Here is a 25672-nt window from a genome sequence, read left to right on the forward strand (position 1 = left end):
AAAGGCACTCTACAGGGATATCGCCTTTATCCCCTGTGGAGTGCCTTCCTGTTTTTGATATAAGTCTGTGAACGTATGTGGTGAGCGCTGTTGCTTCCGGCTTTTTGGCCTTTGTTTTCCCCATAAAGGTTTGAGGTTTTCCCCGCTTTTGTCTTTCCTCTGTGATCCTCTGTGGTGAGTGCCTTTTGTCTTGAAGGTATTCACTCGTCCAATAGGTCCCTCACCTTGCCCATCAAATCGTTGATGCAGATCGGCTTGGACACGAAGTGGCGCGGGTCCCCCTTGATCAGGCTGTCGGTGATGATGTCCGCCGTGTAACCGCTCATGAACAACGCCTTCGCACCCGGTCTGATTCGCGAGATATCCTCGTACGCCTCTTTGCCGTTTCGCTTGGGCATGATCACGTCCAGGATCACCAACTGCACCTCATTGGCCGCCCCCTGGAACTTCTGCACCGCATCTTCTCCGTCCACCGCCTTGATCACCTTGTAGCCAAATTCCTCCAGTAGTTCTGCCACCATATCCCTGATAACCGCGTCGTCCTCGACCAGCAGGATGGTCTCGTCCCCTCCCCGAAGCTCCTGATCCGCCTGGGCCGCCTCTTTCTCGGCTGGCGCATCTGTGCGCGGCAGGTAAATCCTGAACACGGTGCCGTGTCCCGGTTCGCTGTAGCAGTTGATGAAGCCGCCGTGCTGCTTCACTATCCCGTACACCATGGCCAGCCCAAGGCCGGTCCCCTTGCCGGGAGCCTTGGTGGTGAAGAAGGGCTCGAAGATCCTGTCCCTGGTCTTTTCGTCCATGCCGACGCCGGAATCGGCGACGGACAAAAGGACATAATTCCCCGCCCCCCCGTAGCCGTGCTTCGCCACGAACGCGCGGTCCAGCACCAGGCTCTGCGTCGACAGGCTGAGAACTCCCCCATCGGGCATCGCGTCCCGGGCGTTCACCACCAGGTTCATGATCACCTGCTCGATCTGGCCCGAGTCCGCCATGATGGAGAGTTCCTCCGGGACAAGCTGCAACCTCAACTCGATGTTCTCGGGGATCAGGCGCTGCAGCAGGATGTCCACGTTGTTGATGATGGCGTTGAGCCCCACGGGGACCGGGTTCCCTACCTGCCTCCTGCTGTAGGCCAGCAGACTCCGGGTGAGGCTCGCGGCGCGCTCGGAGGCGCGCAGGATCTCACCCACCTTGCGCTGCAGGGGGTGGGCCTCGTCCAGTTCCAGCTGCATCATGGTGGTGTAGCCGATGATGGCGGTGAGTATGTTGTTGAAGTCGTGCGCGATGCCGCCGGTCAGGGTGCCGATCGCCTCCATCTTCTGCGACTGGGTGAGCTGGTGCTCCAGCGCCAGCTTCTCCTGCTCGGCCTTGATCCTCTCGGTCACGTCGTGCACCATGACGACCTCGGCGTCGACCCCGGCGAACTTCATCACCTGCGAGGTGGTCTCCACCAAAATGACGCTCCCGTCCTTTTTCATGTGACGCTTGAGCGGCGTCCCTTCAGCTCTTATCTCCCACAACTGCTGGAACTGCGCCCCGTCTCCGGGGCCGGCCGCGAGGTCGTTCAGGCTCAGCCCCAGGAACTCCTGCATGGTGTAGCCGTAGTGTCTGAGGGCCGCGTGGTTCACCGCCAGGAAGGAGAGGGCCTTGAGGTCGTAGACCCACATCGGGTGGGGGTTGTTCTCGAACAGCAGGCGGTAACGCTCCTCCGATTCCTTGAGCGAGAGCTCGAACTGCCTGCGCTGGGTGATGTCCTCCTTGGTGCAGACCAGGTGGGTGACCTTGCCGTCCATGGTCTTTATGGGAGAAAGGGTCACCTGTTCCCACAAAACGGTGCCGTCCTTCCTGCGGGCGGGAACATCGCCGCGCCACTCGTTCCCTCGCCGCGCCAGTTCGCGCAGCGCCAGCTTGAAGCGGGTTTGTTCCTCGTGCGGCAGGAGCCGTTTCATGTCGCTCCCCACCAGTTCCTTGACCGCGTATCCGGTCGCCTCCACCGTCTTCGGGTTCGCGTATTCGATGGTCCCGTCCAGTGTCGCGATCAGGACCGCGTTGGGGCTTTGCTCGATGACCCGCGACAGCTTGAGGATCTTGTTCGCCGACTCCTGCCGCTCGGTTACGTCGTAGCAGGTCCCGATGTACCCTGCGAACTCGCCGTCAAGGCCGTAGAAGGGCCTCCCCATGTCGGTGATCCAGCGGTAGCCGCCGCTTTTGTGCCGCAGCCGGTATTCCATCTGGAAGGTCCTGCGGTTTTCGAAGGCTTCCAGGTAGGTGCGGGCGCAGAAATCCAGCTCGTCGGGATGCACCCCTTGCAGCCAGCCGTCTCCCAGTTCCTCTCCCATGGTCCGCCCGGTGAATTCCAGCCAGATCTGGTTGAAGTAGTCGCACTTCCCATCGGTTCTCGTGCGCCAGATCATGGCCGGGAAGTTCTCGAACAGGGTCAGGTAGAAATCGCGGGAACGCTCCTGTTCCAGAAGCATCTTGTTGAAGGTCCGTGCCATCTGCCCGATTTCGTCGTCGGAGGTGACCGGCGCAAGCCTCTGGGTGCCTTTGAGCCTGGGGAGCTGCTCCAGGTGCCGGGTGAAGGACAAAATAGGCCGTGTCAGGTACCCCATGAAGGGCCACACGATCAGGATGGATAAAAGTGACGCGGCCAGCGAGCCTGCCAGGAAATAGTTCCTCGCGGTTCCAAGCGGCGCGTACACCTCGCTGAGCGGATAGCTGACGGCCAGGATCCAGTCGGTGGATTTCAACCGCTTCACCGAGCGCAGCACCGGCAGTCCCGCTACGGTCTTGCTCTCCCGGGTTCCCTCGTACCCCGCGATCGCGCGGTCTACCATGTCGTTTGTTCCCGGGAGGTCGCGGTGCAGCACCCGTTTGGGGTTCGGGTGCATCAGGACGTAGCGGTTGCTGTCGTAGAGCGAGAGGAAACCCTTCTGCCCCAGTTTCAGCTCGGCCAGCGAGCGCAGGTACTGCTGCTGGCGCAGATCGATGCTCCCCCCCAGGATGCCTATGATCCTGTGTTTGGAGTCGTAAACCGGGGTGCTGAACATGATGATGGGGTGGCTTTGCTTCTGGATCGAGGCGAAGGGCGCGGAGACGTACATCTTCCCGGACAGCAGGGTCTGCTTGAAATACTCGCGGAAGGAGAAGTCCCTGCCGATGAAGTTGAGATCCTTAGGGCTCGCGGCGATGAGATGCCCCGTCTTCGAGAACAGGAACAGGGAATTGTCGAAGAATACCCGCTGCTTTTTGTGCGCATTAAGCAGCGACTGGGCCTCATGGGGGTTGGCCAGCGTTTGCTCTCCGATGTCGGCGGCGAGCTGTTCCAGGTCCGACATGAAATCGGAGATCCGGTTGTCGACCTGGTAGGCGAGCGAGTCGAGGAGGGTGGACTGCTGCAGGGATATATTTTGCTTGAACCGCTGCTCGTAGTACAACACCGACGTCACGGCGGTCACCGACATCAGCAGGCCGACGAGCAGGAAGACGGCCAGTGCCATTTTGGTTTTCATGCTGGTGACAAGCACGGAAACTCCGATCAGCCAGATCGGGCCAGAGCGGGGCCCAACCCTAGTTTCACAGACCGTACTGGGACAGAGCTTGGTTCTACTGTCACAGGTGCTCTCAAGAGCGGCTTCAGCTCAACAACCACTGTTATATACGTTTTGAAAAAAATAACAATAATATAATTTGTCCCCGCTTATGACAGGAACGTCCGTTGCGAAGGCTTCAACCCTAATCCCTTTGACAGAAATTGCTGCAGTATATTCATAAATGATTACGGCTTTATTCAGCCATAGCTTTAGCCGTTTTTACCGGGCGGCCGGCGCCGGGAGAGGGGAGGAGGGGGCAGGGACAGGGAAAACGTCAAGAATCTGTCGGCACCCCCGCATATGTGGTCTAAAGTGGACAACCCGCGGCGCAGCACAGGTGTTTACGCGTAGAGCTATGGTGGGAGTAGCTCTTGTATCCACCGCAGATGTGGAAAACTATGTTGATAACACCCCCCTGCCGCCGGAAAGTTTCAGCAATGGAGACCTCTCCAGCAAATTGCCGCAAATTTAGGCAGCCCGAACCCGCAGAAAACGGGGAGGTGACAACTGATTGACGCCGCGCCGCGGCCAAAAAAAAGGGGGGCGCGGCCCCCCTTTCCTCTCTTATTTCTGTCTCAGGATTACGCCATCACGAAAAGGAGCTCCTCTTTCTCAACCTTCCCTCCTTCCTTACAGCGCACCTCGAAGACGGTCGAGTCCTCCTTGGCCTTGATGTTTGTCTCCATCTTCATCGCCTCGGTGACGGCCAGGATGTCGCCGGCCTTGACCGAGTCGCCGGGCTTCACGTTCATCTTGATCACCTTCCCCGGCATGGGGGCCCCGATGTGCTTGGGGTTCCCCTTGTCCGCCTTCTCGTGACCGCACTCGTCGCTTTGCACCGAGTGGTCGCGCACGGTGACGCTCCGGGAGTTTCCGTTGAGCTCGAAGTAGATCTGCTTGGTGCCGTCGGGCTGGGTCTTGCCGATGGCGTTCAGCTTCACGATGAGCGTCTTGCCCGGCTGAAGCTCGATGGAGGTTTCCTGCCCGGGCTCAAGACCGTAGAAGAAGATCGGGGTCGGGATCACCGAAACGTCGGAGAACTCCTGGCGGTGCTTCGCGTATTCCACGTAGACGCTCGGATACATCATGTAGGACATGAGTTCCTCGTCGTTAACCGTGTGTCCCACCTTCGCCTCGGCCGTCGCGCGTTCCTTCTCGAAGTCGGCAGGCTCCAGGAGCTCGCCCGGGCGGCAGGTAATCGGCTCCTGCCCTTTAAGGATGATCTTCTGCAGCTCCTCGGGGAAGCCCTGGTACGGCTGGCCGATCATACCCTTGAAGAAGCCGACCACCGACTCGGGGAAGGCTAAGTCCGCGTCCGGCACGAATACGTCCTCCGGCTCGAGGTTGTTCTTCACCAGGAACATCGCCATGTCGCCGACCACCTTGGAGGAAGGGGTCACCTTGACCACGTCGCCGAAAAGGACGTTGACCTTGTGGTACATCTCCTTGCACTCTTCCCAGCGCTCCAAAAGGCCGAGGCCCGCGACCTGCGGCTTGTAGTTCGAGTACTGCCCCCCCGGGATCTCGTGGTGGTAAACCTCGGCGGTGCCGCTTTTGAGACCGGACTCGAAGGGGGCGTAGAAGTCGCGCACCGTCTCCCAGTAGTTGGCGAGCTGCTGCAGCCCGAGCTCGTTCACCTTGGGATCGAGTTCGGTCCCCTTGAGGGTAGCCACCAGCGCGTTGAGGTTCGGCTGGGAGGTGAGGCCTGAGATGGAGGAAAGTGCCGCGTCGACGATGTCGACCCCTGCCTGCGCCGCCATGAGCAGGAGCGCGCCGCCGTTTCCGGAGGTGTCGTGGGTGTGCAGGTGCACCGGGATCCCGATCTCCTCCTTGAGCGCCTTGACCAGCTGGTAGCCGGCGTACGGCTTCAAGAGTCCCGCCATGTCCTTGATGGCCAGGATGTGCGCCCCCATCTTCTCCAGCTCCTTGGCCATGGAGACGTAGTAGGAGAGCGGGTACTTGGTGCGGGTGGGGTCGGAGATGTCGCCGGTGTAGCAGATGGCCGCCTCGCAGATCTTGCCCGACTTCTGCACCGCCTCCATGGCGACCTGCATGCCGCGGGTCCAGTTGAGCGAGTCGAAGACGCGGAAGACGTCGACGCCGGACTCAGCCGCCTGCGCCACGAAGCGCTGCACCACGTTGTCGGGGTAGTTGGTGTACCCCACGGCGTTGGAGCCGCGAAGGAGCATCTGGAACAGCACGTTGGGGATCGCCTCGGAGAGCGCGTGCAGCCTCTGCCAGGGATCTTCCTTCAAAAAGCGCATGGTGACGTCGAAGGTGGCGCCGCCCCAAAGCTCCAGGGAGAAGAGGTCGCTCGCAAGATGCGAGGTCGGCTCGGCGATCTTCAAGAGGTCGTGGGTCCTCACCCGGGTGGCCAGAAGCGACTGGTGCGCGTCGCGCATGGTGGTGTCGGTCAAAAGCAGGCGCTTTTGCTCCAGCACCCACTTGGAAAGACCTTCTGCACCCTTCTCGCGCAGGATGTCCCGGGTCCCCTTGGGCTTCTGGGCGAAGGGGTCGATCTGCGGCACGGTGGCCTCGATCAGGTCGGCGGAGCGCAGGGGTTTGGCGACCCCGGCCGAGCCGTTGACGATCACGTCCCCTAAAAACTGCAGCACCTTGTTGGCGCGGTCCTTCTTCTCCGGGATGACGAGAAGCTCCGGGTGCTGGTCGATGAAGGAGGTGTTGCATTCGCCGGCGAGGAACACCGGGTGCGTGATCACGTTCTCCAGAAAGCCGATGTTGGTCTTCACCCCGCGCACGCGGAACTCCTGGAGGCTTCTGTCCATGATGTGGGCGGCCTCGGCGAAGGTGAGGCCCCAGGAGCTCACCTTGACCAGCAGCGAGTCGTAGTGCGGGGTGATCTGGGAGCCGGTGAAGGCGTTCCCCGCGTCAAGGCGCACGCCGCAGCCGGCCGAGGAGCGGTAGGTGGTAAGCGTCCCGAAGTCGGGGGCGAAGTTGTTCCCCGGGTCCTCGGTGGTGATGCGGCACTGGATGGCGTAGCCGCGCATCTCGATGGAGCCCTGGTTCGGGATGTTGATCTCGGGGTCGGAGAGCCTCTTCCCTTCGGCGATCAGGATCTGGGCCTGCACCAGGTTTCTCCCGGTGATCATCTCGGTCACCGTGTGCTCTACCTGGATGCGGGGGTTCATCTCGATGAAGTAGTACTTGCCCTCCTCGTCCAGCAGGAATTCGACGGTGCCGGCGTTGCGGTACCCCACCTGGTTCGCGATCTTCAGCGCGTCGGTGCAAAGCGCGAGGCGGGTGGCGCCCGGAAGCGCCAAGGACGGCGCGAACTCGACCACCTTCTGGTGCCGGCGCTGGATGGAGCAGTCGCGCTCGTAGAAGTGCACCAGGTTCCCGTAGGCGTCGCCCAGGACCTGCACCTCGATGTGCTTGGGGTTCTTCAGGTAGCGCTCCAGGAAGACGGAGGGATCGCCGAAGGCGGCTTTCGCCTCGCTGGAGGCCGACTGCAGCCCTTCCAGGAGTTCCTTCTTGTCGTTGGCGACGCGCATGCCGCGCCCGCCGCCGCCCGCCGCGGCCTTGATGATGATGGGGTAGCCGTGGTTCTTGGCGAAGATAAGGGCGTCTTCCTCGTGGGTTATCGGCTCCTCGGTCCCCGGCACGGTGGCGACGCCTGCGGCCTTGGCGACCTTCCTGGCGGCTACCTTGTCGCCGAGGGCGCGCTGCATCTCGGCGGTCGGCCCGATGAAGGCGATGCCGTTTGCCTCGCACTTCTCGGCGAATTCGGCGTTTTCAGCAAGGAACCCGTAGCCCGGGTGGATGGCGTCGACCTCGCGCTTTTTGGCCAGCGCGATGATCTCGTCGATGCCGAGGTAGGCGTCGATGGGAGCCTTTCCTTTGCCGACCTGGTACGCCTCGTCCGCCTTGTAGCGGTGCAGGGATAGTTTGTCCTCTTCCGAGTAGATGGCCACCGTGCTGATGCCGAGCTCGGTGCAGGCGCGGAAGATCCTGATGGCGATCTCGCCACGGTTTGCCGCCATCACTTTCCTGAATTTCCTTGCTTCCATTGCTTCTCCTTTCGGGGGTAATTTTTTTACCGCGAGTAAAAGTTTCGGGGCAATTTTTTTACGAGAATAAAACAAACAGTCCGGATTGGTAAAGCCAATTTCCTTTTAAAAAATCGGTGTTTACTTCCCTACCAGAAGGGAGGCCCATAAAAGCATTTTTGCCATCTCTTTGTCAACTTGTAACTCTGTTTTATTGTAAACATTTCTTTTTGCTTTACTCGATTTCGATTTGGCGAAACATGAAGGCATTTTTGCTTGCCTTTCGGCGGCCGACTAACTATCTTGGCGCGATGATCATGCAAGGAACAGCGGTAAACGCGGCGGCAATCGTCATCGGCAGCGTGGTAGGTCTCAAGGCCGGGCACCTGATCCCCAATAGGGTGCGGGGCACCGTGATGGCGGGAGTGGGGCTCGCCGTGGTTCTCATCGGGTGCCAACTGGCGCTGAAGAGCCGGGAACCGTTGATCATCATCGGCTGCCTGATCGGCGGCGGCATCATCGGGGAGCTTTTGCGCATCGAGGAGCGCCTGGAGGCGCTCGGGAACTGGATCGGCGACCGTTTCCAGGGAAGCGGCCAGGTGGCAGAGGGGTTCGTCACGGCGAGCCTTCTTTTCTGCGTCGGCGCCATGGCCATCATGGGGTCGCTGCAGGACGGGCTGGGGTCCACCCCGGAGATCCTCTACGCCAAGGCCGCCCTGGACGGCATCACCTCGGTGGCTCTCGCCTCCACCCTCGGATTTGGCGTCCTCTTCTCGGCGTTGGCCGTCTTCGCCTACCAGGGGGCCATCACCCTGAGCGCGACGCTGGCGCAGCAGCTCTTGACGCCGTCAGTGGTGCAGGAGATGAACGCCGTGGGTGGGCTCCTCATTCTCGCCATAGGACTCGATCTTTTGGGGATGAAGCGGCTTCCGGTGGGGAACCTTCTCCCCGCCGTGTTCCTCGCGCCCCCCCTGGTCATGCTCTTCGCCTCTTCCTGACCCATCCCCACGGGACTCATACCTTGACAATCATTGTTGCAATTGAATAACATGCCATATTTGTTTTCCACCTTCGCCCTACGGGCTTCGGCGGATAAATCCGCCTGTCAAAGTGGGCTAGGTGGGTAACCCGCTTTCGTCCAACTCTCCTCCCCCCGGAGGGGGAGGTCGGGAGGGGTAAGGTCGGCAGCTTCGGCACCAGCGATGCTTCCGCTAAGGCTCCCGCGGAAGTCTCTTTAAAGTGCAACACCCATCGGCAGCGACAGGCTGCCGCTTAGATTTAGTAAATGCAGGGAGAAAAACTTTGGCCTGGAAAGCAATCGGCATCTTTGATTCCGGCGTAGGCGGGCTGACAGTCCTCAAGGAGGTGGTGCGCGCACTCCCCCAGGAGGACACCATCTACCTGGGCGACACCGCACGCGTCCCCTACGGGACCAAGTCGCCTGAGACGGTGGTGCGCTACTCGCGCCAGATCGCCCGTTACCTTTTGAACCGCGACATCAAGCTCCTGGTGGTCGCCTGCAACACCGCCTCCGCGGTGGCGCTCTCGGCGCTGCAGCAGGAGTTCTCCATCCCCATCGTCGGGGTGATCGAGCCGGGAGCGCGCGCAGCAGCCGCCGCCACCAAAACCGGCAAGGTCGGCGTGATCGGGACCGCGGCGACGGTCGCCTCCTCCGCCTACACCAAGGCGATCAAGCGGATCAACCCGGAGATCGAGGTGGTGAACCGCGCCTGCCCCCTGTTCGTGCCGCTGGCCGAGGAGGGGTGGGTGGACAACGAGGTGGCCCGGCTCACCGCAGGGATCTACCTGGAGGATCTTAAGAAGCACGGCGTCGACACGCTGGTCCTTGGCTGCACCCATTACCCGATCCTCAAGGAGGTCATCGCCGAGGTGATGGGGCCGCAGGTGACCCTGGTCGACTCGGCGGAGCAGACGGCGCTCACCGTCGCCGGGATCCTGGCGGAGCAGGGGCTCTTGCGCCCCAGGGGGGAGCGGGGGAACCACCACTATTACGTCACCGACATACCGGCAGGCTTCATCCGCGTCGGCAACCGCTTCCTCGGGGGGGACCTCGGAGACGTCTACCAGGTGAACCTGGAGCAGGAACTGCAGGAGGACGAAGGTGAAGAAACGTACTAACAGGGCCAAAGGTACACTGCTCATTGCCTTCCTGGTTTTCGCGGTCGTGGTCGGCCTGCTGGTGTTCAGGAAATACCAGACGGCGACGAGGGTGACGCCTCCCGCACCGGCGGAGCAGGCACCGGACATCAAGCTGGTGGCCCTTTACTTCGGCGCGCCGGACGGCTCTGGGCTCATGCGCGAGGGTCGCGAGATAGCGGTCGAGGACACCACGGACGACATGCTGGCGAGCGTAGTGGACGAGCTGGTGGTGGGCCCGCTGGGAAGCCTCGCCCCCACGCTGCCGCACAACACGCGCGTGCTCGGGGCGCACCTTAAAGGGGAACTGGCGCAGGTGGACTTCAGCCACGAACTGGTGGAGGGGCTCCCCGAGGGGAGTTCCGCCGAGATGACCGCGGTCTACTCGGTGGTCGACACGGTCGCCGCCAACTTCCCCCAGGTGAAGGGTGTGCAGTTCCTGGTGGACGGCCACCCGGTCAAGGAGCTGAAAGGGCATCTCGACCTCTCCTCCCCGGTTGCGCCCGACTTCACGCTGGAGAAAAAGGAGGCGCCGGAAGCGCCGGCGGCCAAGGAAAAGCAGTAACGCCGATTCCACCATTCCCAAGCTGGAGCTTGGGCACCGCTAGAACTTATCTCGTCCCCTCCCCCTCCGGGGGAAGGAGAGCGGGAACAAGGCGCACGGCGGGATCTTGTGCTGATCAGGAAAAATATAATACCGAAGGGGTGATGGTAATGAAGATGCCTTTTATGCAGGCGGTTAAGGAGCGGGTGCTGGTTCTCGACGGCGCCATGGGGACCATGCTGCAGGAGCGCGGGCTGAAGCCGGGCCAGTCTCCCGAGGAGATGAACCTCACCGCAGCCGACGTGGTCGCCGGGGTGCACCGGGCTTACCTCGACGCCGGCGCCGACATCATCGTCACCAACACCTTCGGCGGCACCAAGGCGAAGCTGGAGCATTACGGCCTGGGGGATCAGGTGGCGCGCATCAACGCCGAAGCGGTGCGCATCGCCCGCGAGGTGGCAGGCGAAAAGGCCTACGTGGCAGGCTCCATCGGCCCCACCGGCCGTTTCCTGGAGCCGGTCGGCGACATGGGCTTCGACGAGGCGGTGTCGCTTTTCCGCGAGCAGGCGCAGGCGCTCATCGACGCCGGCTGCGACCTCATCAGCTTCGAAACCTTCCTCGACATCAAGGAGATCCGCGCCGGGGTCATCGCGGTGCGCGAGATCTCGAAGGATATCCCGGTCATCGCCATGCTAACCTTCGAGGAGAAGGGAAGAAGCGTCCTCGGCACTCCGCCGCAGGCGGCAGCCATCACCCTGGAGGCGGTAGGTGCGACCATCGTCGGCTCCAACTGCGGCCTGGGTCCCGAAGGGATCTACCAGATCCTCTCCGGCATGAGGGAGGTGACCTCGCTTCCGCTCATCTCCCAGGCGAACGCGGGGCTCCCGGTCCTCAAGGACGGGACCACCATCTTCCCGGCGACCCCGGACGAGATGACCGCCTACCACGACCGGCTGATCGAGCTCGGCGTCCGCATCATAGGGGGATGCTGCGGCACCACCCCCGCCCACATCGCCGCCATCAAGAAGGCGCTCGCCGCGAAGCAGGCCCCCTTCGCCCCCAAGAAGGAAGAAGGGACCACCTGGCTCTCCAGCCGCGGCAGCTTCGCCGCCATAGGCTCCGCCCATCCTGTCGCGCTTATCGGCGAGCGCATCAACCCGACCGGCAAGAAGCTCTACTCCCAGGAGTTAAGGGAAGGGAAGGTGAGCTACATCCGCCGCGAGGCGCTGGAGCAGACCGGGCTCGGCGCGACGCTTCTGGACGTGAACGTCGGCACCCCCGGGATCGACGAGCCGGCCGCCATGGAGCGCGCCGTCTTCTGCATCACCGGCGCCGTCCAGACGCCGCTGGTCCTCGACTCCTCCTCACCCGCCGCACTGGAGGCGGGGCTAAAGGCCGCCGACGGCAAGGTCCTCATCAACTCGGTGAACGGCGAAGAGAAAAGCCTCGCGGCCATCCTCCCCCTGGCCAAGAAGTACGGCGCGGCGCTGGTCTGCCTGACGCTGGACGACGCGGGCATTCCCGCCGAGGCCGCGGGACGGGTAGCCGTCGCCGAAAAGATCGCCGCTGCCGCGCTCGCTGCGGGCGTGAAGCGGAGCGACCTCGTGGTCGACTGCCTCACCCTGACCGTGAGCGCCGAGCCCAAGGGGGCGCTGGTGGCCCTTGAGGCGGTGCGCCAGGTGAGCGCGCTCGGACTCAACACGACGCTTGGGGTTTCCAACATCTCCTTCGGCCTCCCCTGCCGTCCGCTCATCTCCTCCACCTTCTTCTCCATGGCCATGGCCGCCGGTCTCACCTCGGCCATCGTCAACGTGAAGGAGGCGCCGATGATGGCGGCCTGGAGAAGCTCCATGGTGCTCCTGGAAAAGGACGTCAACGCGGCCCGCTACATCGAGGCGTACAAGGGACAGGCGGTCGGAGCCACCGTGGAGCCCGCCGCTGCCGCGGGTACTGCCGGCGTCCAGGCCGCGGCCGCCGGGCCGGAAGGGATCCGCGGGCGGCTTTCGAAAGCGGTCATAAACGGCGAGGCCGACAACGTGGTGGCGCTGGTGGAAGAGGCGCTGGCCGAGGGGCTCTCCCCGATGCAGATCAGCTCCGAGGCGCTCCTCGTCGGGCTAGACGAGGTGGGGCGTCGCTTCGGCTCCGGCGAGTTCTTCCTGCCGCAGGTGATGGTCTCCGCCGACACCATGAAGACCGCTTTCGCCAGGCTGAAACAGGAGCTTTCCACCGGCGGGCTCGAGAGCATCGGCAAGATCATGATGGCGACCGTCGAGGGGGACATCCACGACATCGGCAAGAACATCCTGGTCACCCTCCTGGAGAACAACGGCTTCGAGGTGATCGACCTGGGGAAGAACGTCCCTGCCGACCGCATCCTGCAGGAGGCGCGGGCCCACCAGGTGGACGCGGTCGGGCTCTCCGCGCTGATGACGACGACCATGGCGCAGATGGACAAGGTGGTCAAGCTGTTGAAGGCCGAGGGGGTCAAGAGCTTCACCATGGTGGGCGGGGCGGTGGTCACCCAGGAATACGCCGACGAGATCGGCGCCGACCTCTACGCCAAGGACGCCATGGAGGCGGTGGCCCGCATCAAGAAACTGCTGGCAAAATAAAGCTTTTCTACGGCGTCCAACTGGGTATATATCGCTTGCAACACTCTTCCCGCTGTGCTAACTTGCGGTCGAGTCCGCCATTTGGCGTAGAGGTAACGCGATGGTCGTAGGTTTCAACCATAACATCAGGTACAAAGGGGAGTTGTTCCACGTCCAGACCGAGGACAGCGGGAAGGCGAACCCGCATATCATCACCCTGCTGTACCGGGGCGGCACCATCCTCGCCTCGGCGAAAACCAGCTACGCCGACATCATCAAGACCGACCAGCTGGAACTGGTGGTCGAGTCGATCATGAAAGAGCAGCACAAGGAGATGATGCGGCGCCTCAAAAACGGGGAGTTCGACGCCAGGATCTTCCCCGGCGGCGCCCCGGCCCCCGAACCGGCCCCCTCTACAGAGGAGCCGGCCCCCGAAAAGCAGAGCCCTCCGGCCCCGCAGGCGCCCAGGCCAGAGCCCGCGCCCGCAGCCAAAGCCGCATCCCCGGCATCGCCAGCCAACCGTAGCCTGGACGAGGTGATCCTCGATTACCTCATCACGGGCGAAGACAAATAAAGCCAGCCTGAAAGGAACCTTCGTGAAAGAAAAGATTGCAGATCTGGAGGAAAAGGCGAGGCGCCTGCGCGTCGCCATCGTGAAGACGCTGCACAAGTCGCAGTCCGGTCACACCGGCGGGTCGCTCTCGGCCATCGACATGGTGTGCGCCCTGTACTTCCACAAGATGCGCCACAACCCGCAGGACCCCGCCTGGGAGGGCAGGGACCGCTTCGTGCTCAGCAAGGGGCACGCGGCGCCGGCGCTCTACGTGACCCTGGCGGAGTGCGGCTACTTCCCGGCGGAGGACCTGATGATGCTGCGCCGCCTGGGGAGCCACCTGCAGGGGCACCCGGACAGCAAGGGAACCCCCGGCGTCGACGTCTGCACCGGTTCGCTCGGCCAGGGGCTTTCCATGGCCAACGGCATGGCGCTCGGCTTCAAGCTGGACGGGAAAGACAACCGCGTCTACGCGGTTCTCGGCGACGGCGAACTTCAGGAGGGGCAGATCTGGGAGGCGGCCATGGCCGCCGGGCACTACAAGAGCGACAACCTCTGCGCCCTGATCGACGCCAACGGCCTGCAGATCGACGGCGACGTCTCGAAGGTCATGAACGTGGCCTCGATCGGCGACAAGTTCAAGGCGTTCGGCTGGAACGTGATCGAGATCGACGGGCACGACATGGGCCAGATCATCTCGGCCCTGGACCAGGCCGAGGCGCACAAAGGGGCGCCCACCGCCATCGTCGCCAAGACGGTGAAGGGCAAGGGTGTGCACCTGTTCGAGAACAAGGCCTCCTACCACGGCGTCACCCCGAACGACGAGGAACTTCCCGAGGCGCTCAGGTGCCTTGGCTGCTGCGACTAAGGCAGAACCAGGGGCTAGGGGCTAGGGGCTCTCAAACCGAATCAGCAATCAGGGACTGGGGCTTAGGCTCCCTCCTTTCAGAAAGGATATTAACTATGATCGCAACGAGGGACGCCTACGGCGAGGCGCTGGCCGAGCTGGGGGGCGAGAACGACAAGATAGTGGCGCTGGACGCGGACCTCTCCGGGTCCACCAAGACCGGCGTATTCGCCAAGAAATTCCCCAACCGCTTCTTCAACATGGGGATCGCCGAGGCCAACATGGTGGGAACCGCAGCAGGCCTCGCCTCCGTGGGGAAGATCCCTTTCCTCTCCACCTTCGCCATCTTCGCCGCCGGCCGCGGCTGGGAGCAGATCCGCCAGTCGCTTGCCTACCCGAAGGCCAACGTGAAGGTGGTCGCCACCCACGGCGGCGTCACCGTGGGCGAGGACGGGGGTAGCCACCAGTCGGTCGAGGACATCGCCATCATGCGCGCCATCCCGAACATGACCGTCATCGTCCCCGCCGACGGCGAGGAGACCAAGGGGGCCATCCGCGCCGCCGCGGCCTACAAGGGGCCGGTCTACGTGCGCCTTGGTCGCAACAAGGTCGCCAACGTCTTCCCGGCGGGTCACAAGTTCGAGATCGGCAAGGGGAACGTGGTCGCGGAAGGAAAGGACCTCACCTTCATCACCACCGGCCTCATGACCGCCCAGGCGGTGATCGCCGCCGAGAAGCTCGAGGAAGAAGGGATCTCGGCGCGGGTGCTGCACATTGGTACCATCAAGCCGCTCGACAAGGAGCTGGTGCTGAAGGCGGCCCAGGAGACCGGCGCCATCGTCACCGCCGAGGAGCACTCGGTGGTCGGTGGACTCGGGGGCGCCGTGGCCGAGTTCCTGTCCGAGGAATGCCCGACCCTGATGAAGCGGGTCGGCATCTACGACCGGTTCGGCCTTTCCGGCAAGTCCGACGAACTCCTCAAGTATTTCGGGCTGAACGCCGAGACGCTGATCGAGCAGGCTAGGGAGATCGTTTCGAGGAAGAAATGATGCGCAGGGTGCTCTCCTCCAGCGGCGGCTTCACCTACATGACGGCGCTGGTCCTCGTGGTCGTGATCGGCGTCGTGGCCTCGCGGGGCGCCATCGTCTGGAGGACCGCCATGCAAAGGGAGAAGGAGATCGAGCTCATCTCCCGCGGCACCCAGATCCGGGACGCCCTCAGGCGCTGGTACCGGGTGAAGGTGGCGCCGGGTGAGAGCAGGCTCACCCCGATGAACCCCGTGCCCGGGGCTGTCTCTGGCGCGATACCGAGCCCCACGGAGCTGAAGACGCTCCTGAAGGACCCCAACCTCCCGGGGAACGTCCGGTACCTAAGGCCCATAGCCCTGATCGACCCGATGAGCGACAAGCCCGAGAAGGAATGGGTGGTCATCAGGGAAGGGGGGAGGATCGTAGGCGTCAAGAGCAGCAGCGAGAAGGAGCCGCTCAAGCAGGGGAACTTCCCCCTAGACCTGCACCCGGCCGACTTCGAGAAGAAGAAAAAGTACAGCGAGTGGGAGTTCCGCTACGACCGCGTCCCTCCCCCCCTTGGCACCAATGCGCCACCCATCCCGGGCGCCGCACCCGCGGCGAACCCCGGTAACCCTGGAACATAAGCGAAGCAAGGCTGATGCCGCGCCCCCCGCCCCATCGAGGGACGGGGGGCGTGAACAGATACACCCACTCAACTGGAGGCACTCCTGATTTTCAAGAGTCTGACATCGCGGGTCATCGTGCTCTCCATCTGTCTGCTCGTCTTCGGTATCGGGACCTTCGCCTTCCTGACGCTCAGGCGCGAGCAGATGCAGCTCATCAACTCCGCTCGCGAATCGAGCGAACTCCTTTTGAACACCATCGAACGCTCCCTCTACAACTCCATGAGGATCGGCAACACCGAGGACGTCAAGGTGATCCTGGAGATGGTGGGGCAGAGCGAGAACCTGGTCGGGGTGCGCATCTTCCACCCCCACGGGGTGATCCTGAAGTCCTCGAACCCCAACGAGGTCGGGCGGGTGGTCGACGAGCGCGACTACAAGCTCTTCCTCGACAACAAGCGGGAGGGGGTCTTCACCCTCGACGGGCACGGCGAGGTGCTCGGGATGGTGAAGCCGATCTACAACGACCGGCAGTGCAACCTGTGCCACGGCTCCAAGAGCCGCATCATCGGCCTTTTGAACGTCAACTATTCCCTGACCGAGACCCGGAACCGGATCGTGGAGCTGACCAAGCTCTTCGTGATGTCCACCGTGGCCATCATCGGTTTTCTCTCCCTTGCCATCTCGCTTGTCATGCTCAAGTTCGTCAAGAAGCCGCTGAACCAGCTCGCCAAGAACATGGCGCGCGTGGAGGCGGGGGACCTCTCGGTGCGCATGACCCCGGAGGGGAAGGACGAGATCGGGCGGTTGATCGTCTCCTTCGACTCCATGGTGGACCGGCTGGACCGGGCCAAGAAGGAGCTGGAGAACTTCCACTTCCAGCAGATGGAGCGGGCCGACCGCCTGGCCTCGGTGGGGGAGATGGCGGCGGGGATCGCACACGAGATCAAGAACCCGCTCACCGGCATCGCCGCAGCCATCACGGTGCTCAAAGACGACTTCGCGCCGGAGGACGGCCGGGTGCAGATCATCGGCGAGGTGCTGGAGCAGATCTCCCGCCTGGACAAGACGGTGAACGACCTGCTTTTCTTCGGCAAGCCCACCGTCGCCGAACCGACCTGCACCGACATCAACGCCGCGCTCAAGAAAATCCTCATCTTCGCCTCCCAGCACCGCGGAGGCAAGAACATCGAGAAACGCCTGGAGTTGGCCGAGAACCTCCCCACCGTCTACGTGGACCCGAAGCAGATCCAGCAGGTCTTCCTTAACCTGTTCCTGAACGCAGTGCAGGCGATGCAGTCGGGGGGGACACTCACGGTGAAAAGCGGGCTGGCCAAGGTCGACGGGATCGACATGGTGCAGGTGCGGGTGACCGACACCGGCCAGGGGATCCCGCCGCAGATCCTGGAGAAGATCTTCACGCCATTTTTCACCACCAAGGCGCAGGGGACCGGCCTCGGCCTCGCCATCAGCCACCGCCTTATCGAGCAGCACGGCGGGAGGCTTTCCGTGGTGAGCCAGGACGGCATGGGAACCACCTTCACCGTGGAACTCCCGGCCTACTGCCCTGGGCAGCCCGGGTACTGCGGGCCGGATGCGCCCGAGGCTTCGGCCGCGTGACAGTAGAGAGCAGCAGAAACGGCAACAACCGGTCCCGACCGGAGCAGTCAGCGGGAAAAAACCCTAAGGAGCCGCAATGCGCAAGATAAAGATAATGGTCGTCGATGACGAGCACCTGATCCGCTGGTCTTTGGAGCAAAACCTGAAGAAACAGGGATACGAAGTGTTCACCGCAGGGACCGGCGAAGACGCGCTCCGTCTGGCCCGCGACGAGCAGCCCGACCTCGTGCTTTTGGACTACCACCTCCCCGGGATCAACGGGCTGGAGGTCCTGCAGAGGCTCAAGGAGCTGGACGAGGAGATCCTGGTCATCATGGTGACGGCGCAGGGGGGACTGGAGACCGCAGTCAACACAATGCGCCACGGCGCCTACGACTACATCAACAAGCCCTTCAACCTGGACGAGATGGCGCTGGTGATCCGCAAGGCGCTGGAGACCTCGGAACTGCGCCGCGAGGTGGTGCAGCTAAGGAGCGAGCACAAGAAGCAGGGGCCGCCCAAGATCCTGGGCAATTCCAAGCACATGAGAAACGTGCTGGAGATGATGGCCAAGGTCGCCAAGAGCGACGCCTCCACGGTCCTCGTGCAGGGGGAATCGGGGACCGGCAAGGAGCTGGTGGCGAAGTACATCCACTACGAATCCGCCCGCGCCGACAAGCCGTTCGTCGCCATCAACTGCGCGGCCGTTCCCGCCACGCTTCTGGAAAGCGAGCTCTTCGGCCACGAGAAGGGGGCGTTCACCGACGCGAAGAACTCCAAGAAGGGGCTCTTCGAGCTGGCCGACGGCGGCACAGTCTTCCTCGACGAGATCGGCGACATGGAGATCGGGATGCAGGCGAAGCTGCTCCGCTTCCTGGAGGACAGGACCTTCCGGCGCATCGGCGGCTCCAAGATGATCCCGGTCGACGTCCGGATCGTCTCTGCTACCAACAAGGACCTCTTGAAGGCGATCGAGGACAAGAGCTTCAGAAACGACCTCTACTACCGCCTCCAGGTGATCCCGATCTTCCTTCCCTCGCTGCGTGAGCGCAAGGAGGACATCCTGGTCCTGGCCAACTACTTCATCGAGGTCTTCTCCAAGGAGTTCGGCAAACCGACCAAGGGTATCTCCAGCATGGCCGAGAAGCTCTTGGTGGAGTACAACTGGCCCGGCAACATCCGCGAGCTGAAGAACGTCATCGAGCGCGCCATCATCCTCGGGAACGACGAGAACCTCCTTTTGGAGAACCTACCGCTGGAGATCGTCGCCAAGGCAAGCCATGTGACCGTGCCGCTCACCACCTTCAAGCTCCCCCCCGAGGGGATCGACATCGAGGAGGTGGAGCGCGAGCTGATCAAGCAGTCGCTTGAGATGACCGACTGGAACCAGTCGAAAGCCGCGAAGAAGCTGAACCTCGGCATCGATGCCTTCCGTTACCGGATGAAGAAGTTCGGTTTCCTGAAGTAGAAGCTCGCTCTTCCACCCACCCCCTTTTTCACGTTCCCGCCCCCGGAGGGGGAGGGACAGGGAGGGGGGGACCACCTGTTCTTCCCTTCCCGACCTCCCCCCTCCGGGGGAAGGAGTTGGGAGAGCTTACAGCACCTTTATCTGCGGCGGACTCCTTGACTGGGGGCCGCCGCGCTTAGTTTCCCCCCAACCCCGCACGGCCAGTGCGAGGCCGCAAGAACCGCCGGTGCGACGCATGAGGATGACTAAGCTGCCAAAACCCGAGTCCGACCGCCGAAGCCCCCTGTCATTGGGATGCTTCGCCGCGTGCTTTGTCCTTTCTCTCGCGGCGCTTCTGGCCCCCGCGCGCCAGGCGTCTTCCTCCTACCTGGAGCTACCCGCTGCGCCCGCCGCTTCTGCATCCCAAACCGCTGCACCTGCGGCGCCTGTCGAGGCCGCCGGCTTCCATCTGCTCCCCGCGCAAAAGGCCGCCGAGACCGCGCGCTTTCGCAGCCAGTTCCGGGCCGAGTACCCGAACGAGCCCTGGAGCGCTCTGGGTGATGTCACCCCGTCGTTTGTCCTGCAGCAGGGGGAGTACGGCGGCCGCGGCTATGGCGTTCTGGCCGAGATGGGGGACATCCGCATCAAGCAGACCCCGAACACCCTCAACGAGGCAGCAGGTCGCGGCGGGCGCTTTGCGCTTCTCACCGGCAACTCCGGCAACCGCGCGAAGCTTGAGACTTTTGCCGCCTCGGGTGTGCCCGGTGCCAGCCAGGACGACCTCCTGGTGGGCGCAACGGGAGAGCTTTCCCTCATGTCGGACAGCGCCCGATTGAAGACCATCTTCCTCTCCGGTCGCCGCGCGCTGGACGGGGAGGGACGCTGGCCCTCCGGGGCGAAGAAGGGGGACGTGCTGGGGCTCGTGGCGGCGATAGACCCTTTCGGCGGCAGGCTTGCCGCCGAAGCGGAACTCGACTACTCGAGCTACGACGGCGACACGGCCGACGAGACCGCAGCCACCCGCGACTCGGCGCGCCGCCTCAAGTTCGGGGGAGAGTGGGGCGGGAGCCGCTACAGCGCCCTCTACGAGCGGACCGGCCCGCGCTACCGCCTTCTCGCAGGGGACGGTCCCGAGAGGGACTCCGAAGGTGTGGCCTTCGGTCTTGGGCACAGTTTCGAGCTTCATTCTTTCGACGTGAAGCTGTCGCGCTACAACGACAACACCGAGAAGAACGACCTGTCGCCGAGACTCTACCGGTACGAGGGGCTGGTGGACTACCACTTCAGGGGGGCAAGCAAACTGCCGCTTTCCCTGCAGTACAGGAAGAGGTTCATCGACAGCACCAAGGAGCCCCTGGGATACCTTCCCAGGGAGGTGGAAGAGGACGCTGTCTCGGGGAAGCTGAACCTTCTTGCGGGAGGGTGGGACTTGGGGCTGCGGGGCGGGGTGTCGCAGCGGACCGACAAACTGCGCCGGCAGAGGGAATCGAGCACTCAGAGCGTAGGCTTTCTCCCGAAGTTCACCGCGGCCGGGGTGACGGTCTTGCCGGACCTCTCGCTTAAGCGCGTCATGGACTACAGCAACAGCCAGCGCACCGACCAGTACTCGGTGAACCTGGGGCTGAACGGGACCCTGCTGGAAAAGCGGCTCGGGTACGAGGTCAAGGGGGGGTACAAGGAGGAGCGCACCGGCGCCACCGGAACCGGGAAGCAGGTGGTGGGCGCGAAGGTGAAGGCGGCCTATCCGCTGGCGCGGTTCTTCAAGTGGCTGCGTCCGCCGACTCTCGGGGTGAAGGGAGAGTTCAAGGAGATCAACGACCGCGCCGCGGACAGCAGGGAGAGCGATTTCTCCCTGCTGATCTCGCTGGACGGCGGGACCTTCATGTAGAGTGAGGCAGATTAAGAGTGAAGCAGATTAAGATTAAGAAAAAATTACAGACAAAAGGCCTTACCCCTTAATCTCAATCTTAATCTGCTTTTCCTCTTGCCTTTTTAGATCTTCACCAGCTCGTACTTCCTGCTTCCCATGCCGATCTTCTCGGCGTGCTCCAACTGCACTTCCCAGTCGATGTCGGGATGGACGCCGCGGAACTTGTCGCCGCCGGGCTCGTGCCCGCTGGCAAGTGCGGTGTCCTGGTTGCCGCGCGCGTTGTTGACCAGGTCGGCGCAGGCCTGGTCCAGCGCCACCGGGTCGCTGGAGGCGCAGATCCCGATGTCGTTGACGATGGGGGCGTCGGCGTGCCCGTAGCAGTCACAGGCGGGGGAGACCTGGGTGATGAAGTTGAGGAACAGCGTCTTCCCCTTCTTGCCGTGGAGCGCCCCCTTGGCGTACTCGGCCATCTTGCGCATCACGAGCGACGCGCTCTCATTCCACTGGATGTTGATCGCCTTTTGGAGGCAGGCGGTGATGCAGCGGCTGCACCCGACGCAGGCGGCGGCGTCGATCTGCGCCTTACCCTCGATGATGGCGATGGCGGCATGGGCGCAGGACTTAAGGCATACCCCGCAGCCGTTGCAGAAACGCTCCCCCACCTTGGGCGCCACGGTGGAGTGCTGCTGCATCTTCCCGGTGCGGCTCGAGCACCCCATGCCGAGGTTCTTCAGCGTCCCGCCGAAACCGGTCAGCTCGTGGCACTTGAAGTGGGAGACTGCGACGAGCGAGTCCGCCTCGAGGATCTCGGCGCCGATGTTCACCGTTTTCAGTATCTCCCCGTCCACCTGGACGTCCTTGGCGTTATGCCCCTTGATGCCGTCCAGCATGATGAGCGGCGCACCCACGACTGCGTAGGCGAAGCCGTTCTCGACGGCGCAGCTTAGCGCCGAGACTGCCTCCTTGCGCTCGCCCGGGTACAGGGTGGAGGAGTCGGTGAGAAAGGGCTTCCCCTGGCACGCCTTGATCTCGTCCACCACGCGGCGCACGAAGATGGGGCGCACGAAGGTGTGGTTTCCCCTTTCGCCGAAATGCACCTTCACGGCGACGAGGTCGCCCGGCGCCACGGCGTCCTCGACTCCCGCCTCCTTCATGAGACGACCGATCTTGGCGAAAAGATTCTCACGCGCCCCTGCCCGCATGTCGGCAAAAAAGACCTTGCTGCTCATCGTTTACCCCTCCCTGAGTCCACGGCAAACCTCCTGCCGGCTGCCCGAAGTTTTAATGATTGCGATTGGTATCACATATCCGGCGCCAATTCAACAGTCGTCAACTTTTCCTTGCCCTGTCCGTAAAATATGTTATTTATTAAAAATTCTGACGGGATGAGGTAAGGTCCCGGGTCGACAAGCGACCAGTAGCGGCATTTCTTCAGATACCGGCTTCGATGGAGGCTGATGCGACGGCCCCGGTACCATTAAAGAAGTCAGAACCTTTGACTCTCCAGGCACCTCGCCAGAGGAAGGAGGGAACGATGGCAGAGACAAAAATCAAGCTGGAGAAGGGAGTGCGGATGATTGAATGTGATGAGCGCGAACTCTGGATCCTGGGACTCGGGGACAGGGTCGAGAGGGGGGCCATCGTGTGCAGCTACCTGGCCGAGGGCGGCCACCGCGCCAGGACGGCGAAGGTATCCGAGCTGGCGAACTGCACCCCGAAGGCGATCCTTTTGGATCTTTCCCCCTGGTCGGACGACGGGTGGGGTGTGCTCCTTGCCCTGAAGGAGAACACCGCGACGCGGGAGATCCCGATCCTCCCCATGTACCTCTCAGAGATCGGGCAGGTGGGGGCGGTGTTCCCGGTGGCGGGCTTCTTCACCCTACCCATAGACAAGAAGTACCTGGCCAAGAAGCTCAAGCAGTTCGGGCTCACGGACGAATCGGACGATTACGACCTGCAGGTGATGATAGTGACCCGCAGGGGGGAGGAGGACGTCCAGCACGCCATCACCGATCTGGGCTTCGAGGTGGTAAACGCCTACACCGGCAAGGAGGCGGTGGCGCTTGGGACCATCGTGCACCCCTACATGATGTTCTGCGCGCTCATGCTCCCGGACCAGGCCTCGTTCGAGCTTTTGGAGCGTTTCCGCCTCTACCCGCAGACCCGCAACATCCCCTTCTTCGTGCTCTTGAAGGGGGAGATGAAAGACGGGGAGCGGATGGCGATGAGTCGCAGCATCGAGCACCTGGTGCGCAAGAGCTGGCTCACCCGCCAGGAGTTCCTCGCCTTCTTCAAACGAGGAAAAGAATAATCCCAGTTCTTACTCTCATCCCGGATCAACCCCCAGGGGGTACGGCATCGTCGCCGTACCCCCTGTTTTTTTTCCCGATTACACCCACCCGTCCGTGACTCTTGCCCCCTTTCAAATACAAAAAGATCGAAGAATCCCGAGAAAGCCAGACTGATATCTACCCACCAAGCGCTGCACGCGAACTAACGTCCCCCCTTTGCGAAGGGGGGACAGGGGGGATTTGTTCTGCTGGCATTGACATCTCAAAATAATTGGAAAGAATTGGCGTTTGCTAATAAATACGAGCAGGAGCTGGCGACCCCTTTCGCACCCACCTGCAGCCGCTGCGGTTTTGGGAACGACAGATAGATAGGATATCTTATGTGAAATTGTTAATCTAGTCGGGCGCGCGCATTCATTTGTCCAAACGCGGGAACTTGAGGGAGTAAAGGGGTAAAAGCAGGGATGGGAAGAAGAACGGGAAGAGCCGCCGGCACCGCGATATGATCGGGAGCCGGCGGCAGTAGATGCCGGGGAGGTACAGGGGGGGAAAGTTGTGGCCTTATTTTCTCTTTTTCTCGAAGCTGCGGCGGCGGATAACCTTCACGCCCTTGAGCAGGAACCCAGGCAGCGAGATCGCCGCGCTCTCCAGTTTCTCGGGGTTGAACTGGGACATGGGTATGCCGGTTTCCACCTTGAGGGACCCGCTCTTCTCGATCCCCAGGATCTGGCTGGGGTAGATGCTGCGGTAGCCCACGATGAGGAAGCTCACCATGCAGGCGATGGCTGCGTGCGGCGCGATGGCAGCCCCGAAGAGTTCCATGGCCATGACCGAGGCGGCGATCGGCGTGTTCGCCGCACCGGCTAAGAGCGCCGCCATCCCTATGGCCGAGTAGGTCGCCACCAGCGGTTCGTGCAAAAGAACGGCAAAGAGGTTGCCGGCCGTAGTCCCGATGAAGAAGATGGGGGTTACCACGCCGCCGCTCCCCCCGCAGGCAAGCGTTATCGAGGTGGTCAGCATCTTCATGAAGGTAGCCCCCATGGGGAGCACCGCACCGTTTAGCCCCGCCTCTATGGAATCGACGCCGAGCCCCAGGTAGCGCAGCGATATGAATCTTCCCACCAGGACCAGCAAGCCCCCCCCGAACAGTGCCTTCGCCACCGGGTGCCAGGAAAGGCGTTGGAACAGGCGGTGCCCCCACTGCATGATCTCGATGAAAATGAGCGCGATCAGCCCGCACCAGACCCCCAGCATGATCATCTCCGCGAAGTTCCAGCCGGTGACCTTCGGGAAGATGGTCACTGCGAGATGCGGGTAGTTCACCCCTAAAAGCGTGGCGACGTGAAAGCCCACGATCCCCGCGACAAAAGAGGGGAACAGCACGTCGTAGAATACCTGGCCCAGCACCAGTACCTCGACGCCGAAGAGGGCACCGGCTATGGGGGTGCCGAAAACGGTGGCAAAACCGGCGCTGATGCCGCAGATCACGATCTTGCGGCGGTCGATGTCGTTGAGCCTGAGCAGCGAGGCAAAGCCCGAGGCTAGGCCTGCGCCTATCTGTGCGCAGGGACCCTCCTTGCCGGCGGAACCGCCACCGGCAAGCGTTATCACCGTTGCCACAAGCTTCACCGGCACCACCATGAGCGGGATTCTGCCCATCCGCTGGTGCACCGCCTCGATCACCTTCTCCGTGCCGTGGCCGGTCGCTTCCGGCGCGAGCCAGCGGACCAGGAGCGTGCTGGCGACAAGAGTGACCGGGAGCAGCAGGTAGTAGTCCGGGAAGCGGGCGTACTGGCCGGAGGTCCAGGCCAGGGAGCGGAGGAAGGCAGCGGTGCCGCATCCGACGAGGACTCCCACCGCGGAGGCGTAGGTGGCCCACTTGAGGACGCTGGCTAGAAGTGTCAGTTGCACCATGAGGTTTTTGCGCATCTGTGTTCCTTCAAAAGGGGATAGGGGCGAGCCGAAATCGAAGCAAAATCGGCGTCCTCTGGAGATATATCGAAAACTGAATGGAAAGCGGTAGCGCCGATGGTATGCTCTTTAGATCCCAATTGCAAGGAGGCTCGTATGAAAGCAAGCACTTACCGCATCCTATTGGCAACGCTCTCCGCGGCGCTCGTCGCAGCGCCGGTCTTCGCAGCGCCGTGGCAGCAGTGGCGCGGCAGCGGCGGCTGGGGCATGGGGAGTGCCTACCAGCGGATGTACGACCCGGCGAAGGTGGAAACGGTCGCAGGCGAGGTGGTCGTCGTCGACGAGGTGAGCATGGGGAAGGGTCCCAAAAAGGGGATCCATCTCAAGCTCAAGACGGACCAGGGGACCATCCCGGTGCATCTCGGCCCCTCGTGGTACCTTGAGCGCCAGGACACCAGGATCGCTACGGGTGACCGGGTCGAGGTGAAGGGGGCCAGGGCGGATTTCGGGGGCAAACCCGCCATCATCGCAGCCGAGGTCAGGAAGGGGGACGAGGTGCTGATACTTCGCGACGCGGCCGGCGTCCCGGCCTGGGCGGGGTGGCGGCGAAAATAACTGCGCTGTCTCAC

General features: G+C 62.7%; 17 protein-coding genes. 13 read left to right on the forward strand and 4 right to left on the reverse strand.

Annotated elements, in window-relative coordinates:
* Nucleotides 1-200: 200 nt before the first annotated feature.
* Together GEOBRER4_RS01375 and GEOBRER4_RS01380 are read right to left on the reverse strand one after the other, a co-directional pair.
* The gene (locus GEOBRER4_RS01375) at nucleotides 201-3500 is read right to left on the reverse strand and encodes a PAS domain S-box protein (protein WP_226377856.1); all 3300 of its coding nucleotides are present in this window, start codon (nucleotides 3498-3500) and stop codon (nucleotides 201-203) included.
* A gap of 674 nt (nucleotides 3501-4174) precedes the next feature.
* Entirely contained in the window at nucleotides 4175-7621 is a 3447-nt protein-coding gene (locus GEOBRER4_RS01380) for a pyruvate carboxylase (protein WP_185243916.1), read from the reverse strand.
* Between the two features lie 296 nt (nucleotides 7622-7917).
* Here GEOBRER4_RS01380 and GEOBRER4_RS01385 point away from each other — a divergent pair, with 296 nt between their 5' ends.
* The 11 genes from GEOBRER4_RS01385 (at nucleotide 7918) to GEOBRER4_RS01435 (ending at nucleotide 20859) form a co-directional block, all read left to right on the forward strand.
* Nucleotides 7918-8598: a DUF554 domain-containing protein gene (locus GEOBRER4_RS01385; RefSeq protein ID WP_226377857.1), complete on the forward strand. Its 681-nt coding sequence runs from the start codon at nucleotides 7918-7920 to the stop codon at nucleotides 8596-8598.
* Nucleotides 8599-8902: 304 nt separating this feature from the next.
* Complete coding sequence (murI, locus tag GEOBRER4_RS01390; protein ID WP_185243917.1) at nucleotides 8903-9739, forward strand: glutamate racemase; 837 nt, start codon at nucleotides 8903-8905, stop codon at nucleotides 9737-9739.
* Entirely contained in the window at nucleotides 9723-10322 is a 600-nt protein-coding gene (locus GEOBRER4_RS01395; RefSeq protein WP_085814220.1) for a GerMN domain-containing protein, read from the forward strand. Before murI ends, GEOBRER4_RS01395 begins: the two co-directional genes overlap by 17 nt.
* A gap of 149 nt (nucleotides 10323-10471) precedes the next feature.
* Nucleotides 10472-12913: a homocysteine S-methyltransferase family protein gene (locus GEOBRER4_RS01400; protein ID WP_185243918.1), complete on the forward strand. Its 2442-nt coding sequence runs from the start codon at nucleotides 10472-10474 to the stop codon at nucleotides 12911-12913.
* A 100-nt stretch (nucleotides 12914-13013) separates the two neighbouring features.
* Entirely contained in the window at nucleotides 13014-13466 is a 453-nt protein-coding gene (locus GEOBRER4_RS01405) for a hypothetical protein (protein ID WP_185243919.1), read from the forward strand.
* 22 nt (nucleotides 13467-13488) lie between these two features.
* Nucleotides 13489-14313, forward strand: coding sequence for a transketolase (locus GEOBRER4_RS01410; protein WP_185243920.1), 825 nt, complete (start codon nucleotides 13489-13491; stop codon nucleotides 14311-14313).
* Between the two features lie 95 nt (nucleotides 14314-14408).
* Nucleotides 14409-15341, forward strand: a complete 933-nt coding sequence (locus GEOBRER4_RS01415) for a transketolase family protein (RefSeq protein WP_185243921.1) — start codon at nucleotides 14409-14411, stop codon at nucleotides 15339-15341.
* Entirely contained in the window at nucleotides 15338-15946 is a 609-nt protein-coding gene (locus tag GEOBRER4_RS01420; RefSeq protein ID WP_185243922.1) for a type II secretion system protein, read from the forward strand. The genes GEOBRER4_RS01415 and GEOBRER4_RS01420 overlap by 4 nt, the downstream gene beginning before the upstream one ends.
* Before the next feature lie 117 nt (nucleotides 15947-16063).
* Complete coding sequence (locus tag GEOBRER4_RS01425; protein ID WP_226377858.1) at nucleotides 16064-17545, forward strand: two-component system sensor histidine kinase NtrB; 1482 nt, start codon at nucleotides 16064-16066, stop codon at nucleotides 17543-17545.
* Nucleotides 17546-17621: 76 nt separating this feature from the next.
* Nucleotides 17622-18992 carry a sigma-54-dependent transcriptional regulator gene (locus tag GEOBRER4_RS01430; protein ID WP_185243923.1) on the forward strand — a complete coding sequence of 457 codons (1371 nt, stop codon included), beginning with the start codon at nucleotides 17622-17624 and terminating at the stop codon, nucleotides 18990-18992.
* Nucleotides 18993-19227: 235 nt separating this feature from the next.
* Entirely contained in the window at nucleotides 19228-20859 is a 1632-nt protein-coding gene (locus GEOBRER4_RS01435) for a hypothetical protein (RefSeq protein ID WP_185243924.1), read from the forward strand.
* Nucleotides 20860-20963: 104 nt separating this feature from the next.
* Here the strand turns inward: GEOBRER4_RS01435 and GEOBRER4_RS01440 are convergent, their stop codons facing one another.
* Nucleotides 20964-22070, reverse strand: coding sequence for a DUF362 domain-containing protein (locus GEOBRER4_RS01440; protein ID WP_185243925.1), 1107 nt, complete (start codon nucleotides 22068-22070; stop codon nucleotides 20964-20966).
* Between the two features lie 305 nt (nucleotides 22071-22375).
* On the opposite strand from GEOBRER4_RS01440, the gene GEOBRER4_RS01445 reads away from it, so the two are divergent.
* Nucleotides 22376-23152: a PleD family two-component system response regulator gene (locus tag GEOBRER4_RS01445; protein ID WP_185243926.1), complete on the forward strand. Its 777-nt coding sequence runs from the start codon at nucleotides 22376-22378 to the stop codon at nucleotides 23150-23152.
* Nucleotides 23153-23693: 541 nt separating this feature from the next.
* On the opposite strand, the gene GEOBRER4_RS01450 is transcribed toward GEOBRER4_RS01445, so the two are convergent.
* Entirely contained in the window at nucleotides 23694-25061 is a 1368-nt protein-coding gene (locus GEOBRER4_RS01450) for a chloride channel protein (protein WP_185243927.1), read from the reverse strand.
* A gap of 138 nt (nucleotides 25062-25199) precedes the next feature.
* Here GEOBRER4_RS01450 and GEOBRER4_RS01455 point away from each other — a divergent pair, with 138 nt between their 5' ends.
* Complete coding sequence (locus GEOBRER4_RS01455) at nucleotides 25200-25658, forward strand: DNA-binding protein (RefSeq protein ID WP_185243928.1); 459 nt, start codon at nucleotides 25200-25202, stop codon at nucleotides 25656-25658.
* The last annotated feature ends 14 nt before the right edge of the window (nucleotides 25659-25672 follow it).

This window comes from Citrifermentans bremense (assembly GCF_014218275.1).
Taxonomy (GTDB): domain Bacteria; phylum Desulfobacterota; class Desulfuromonadia; order Geobacterales; family Geobacteraceae; genus Geomonas; species Geomonas pelophila.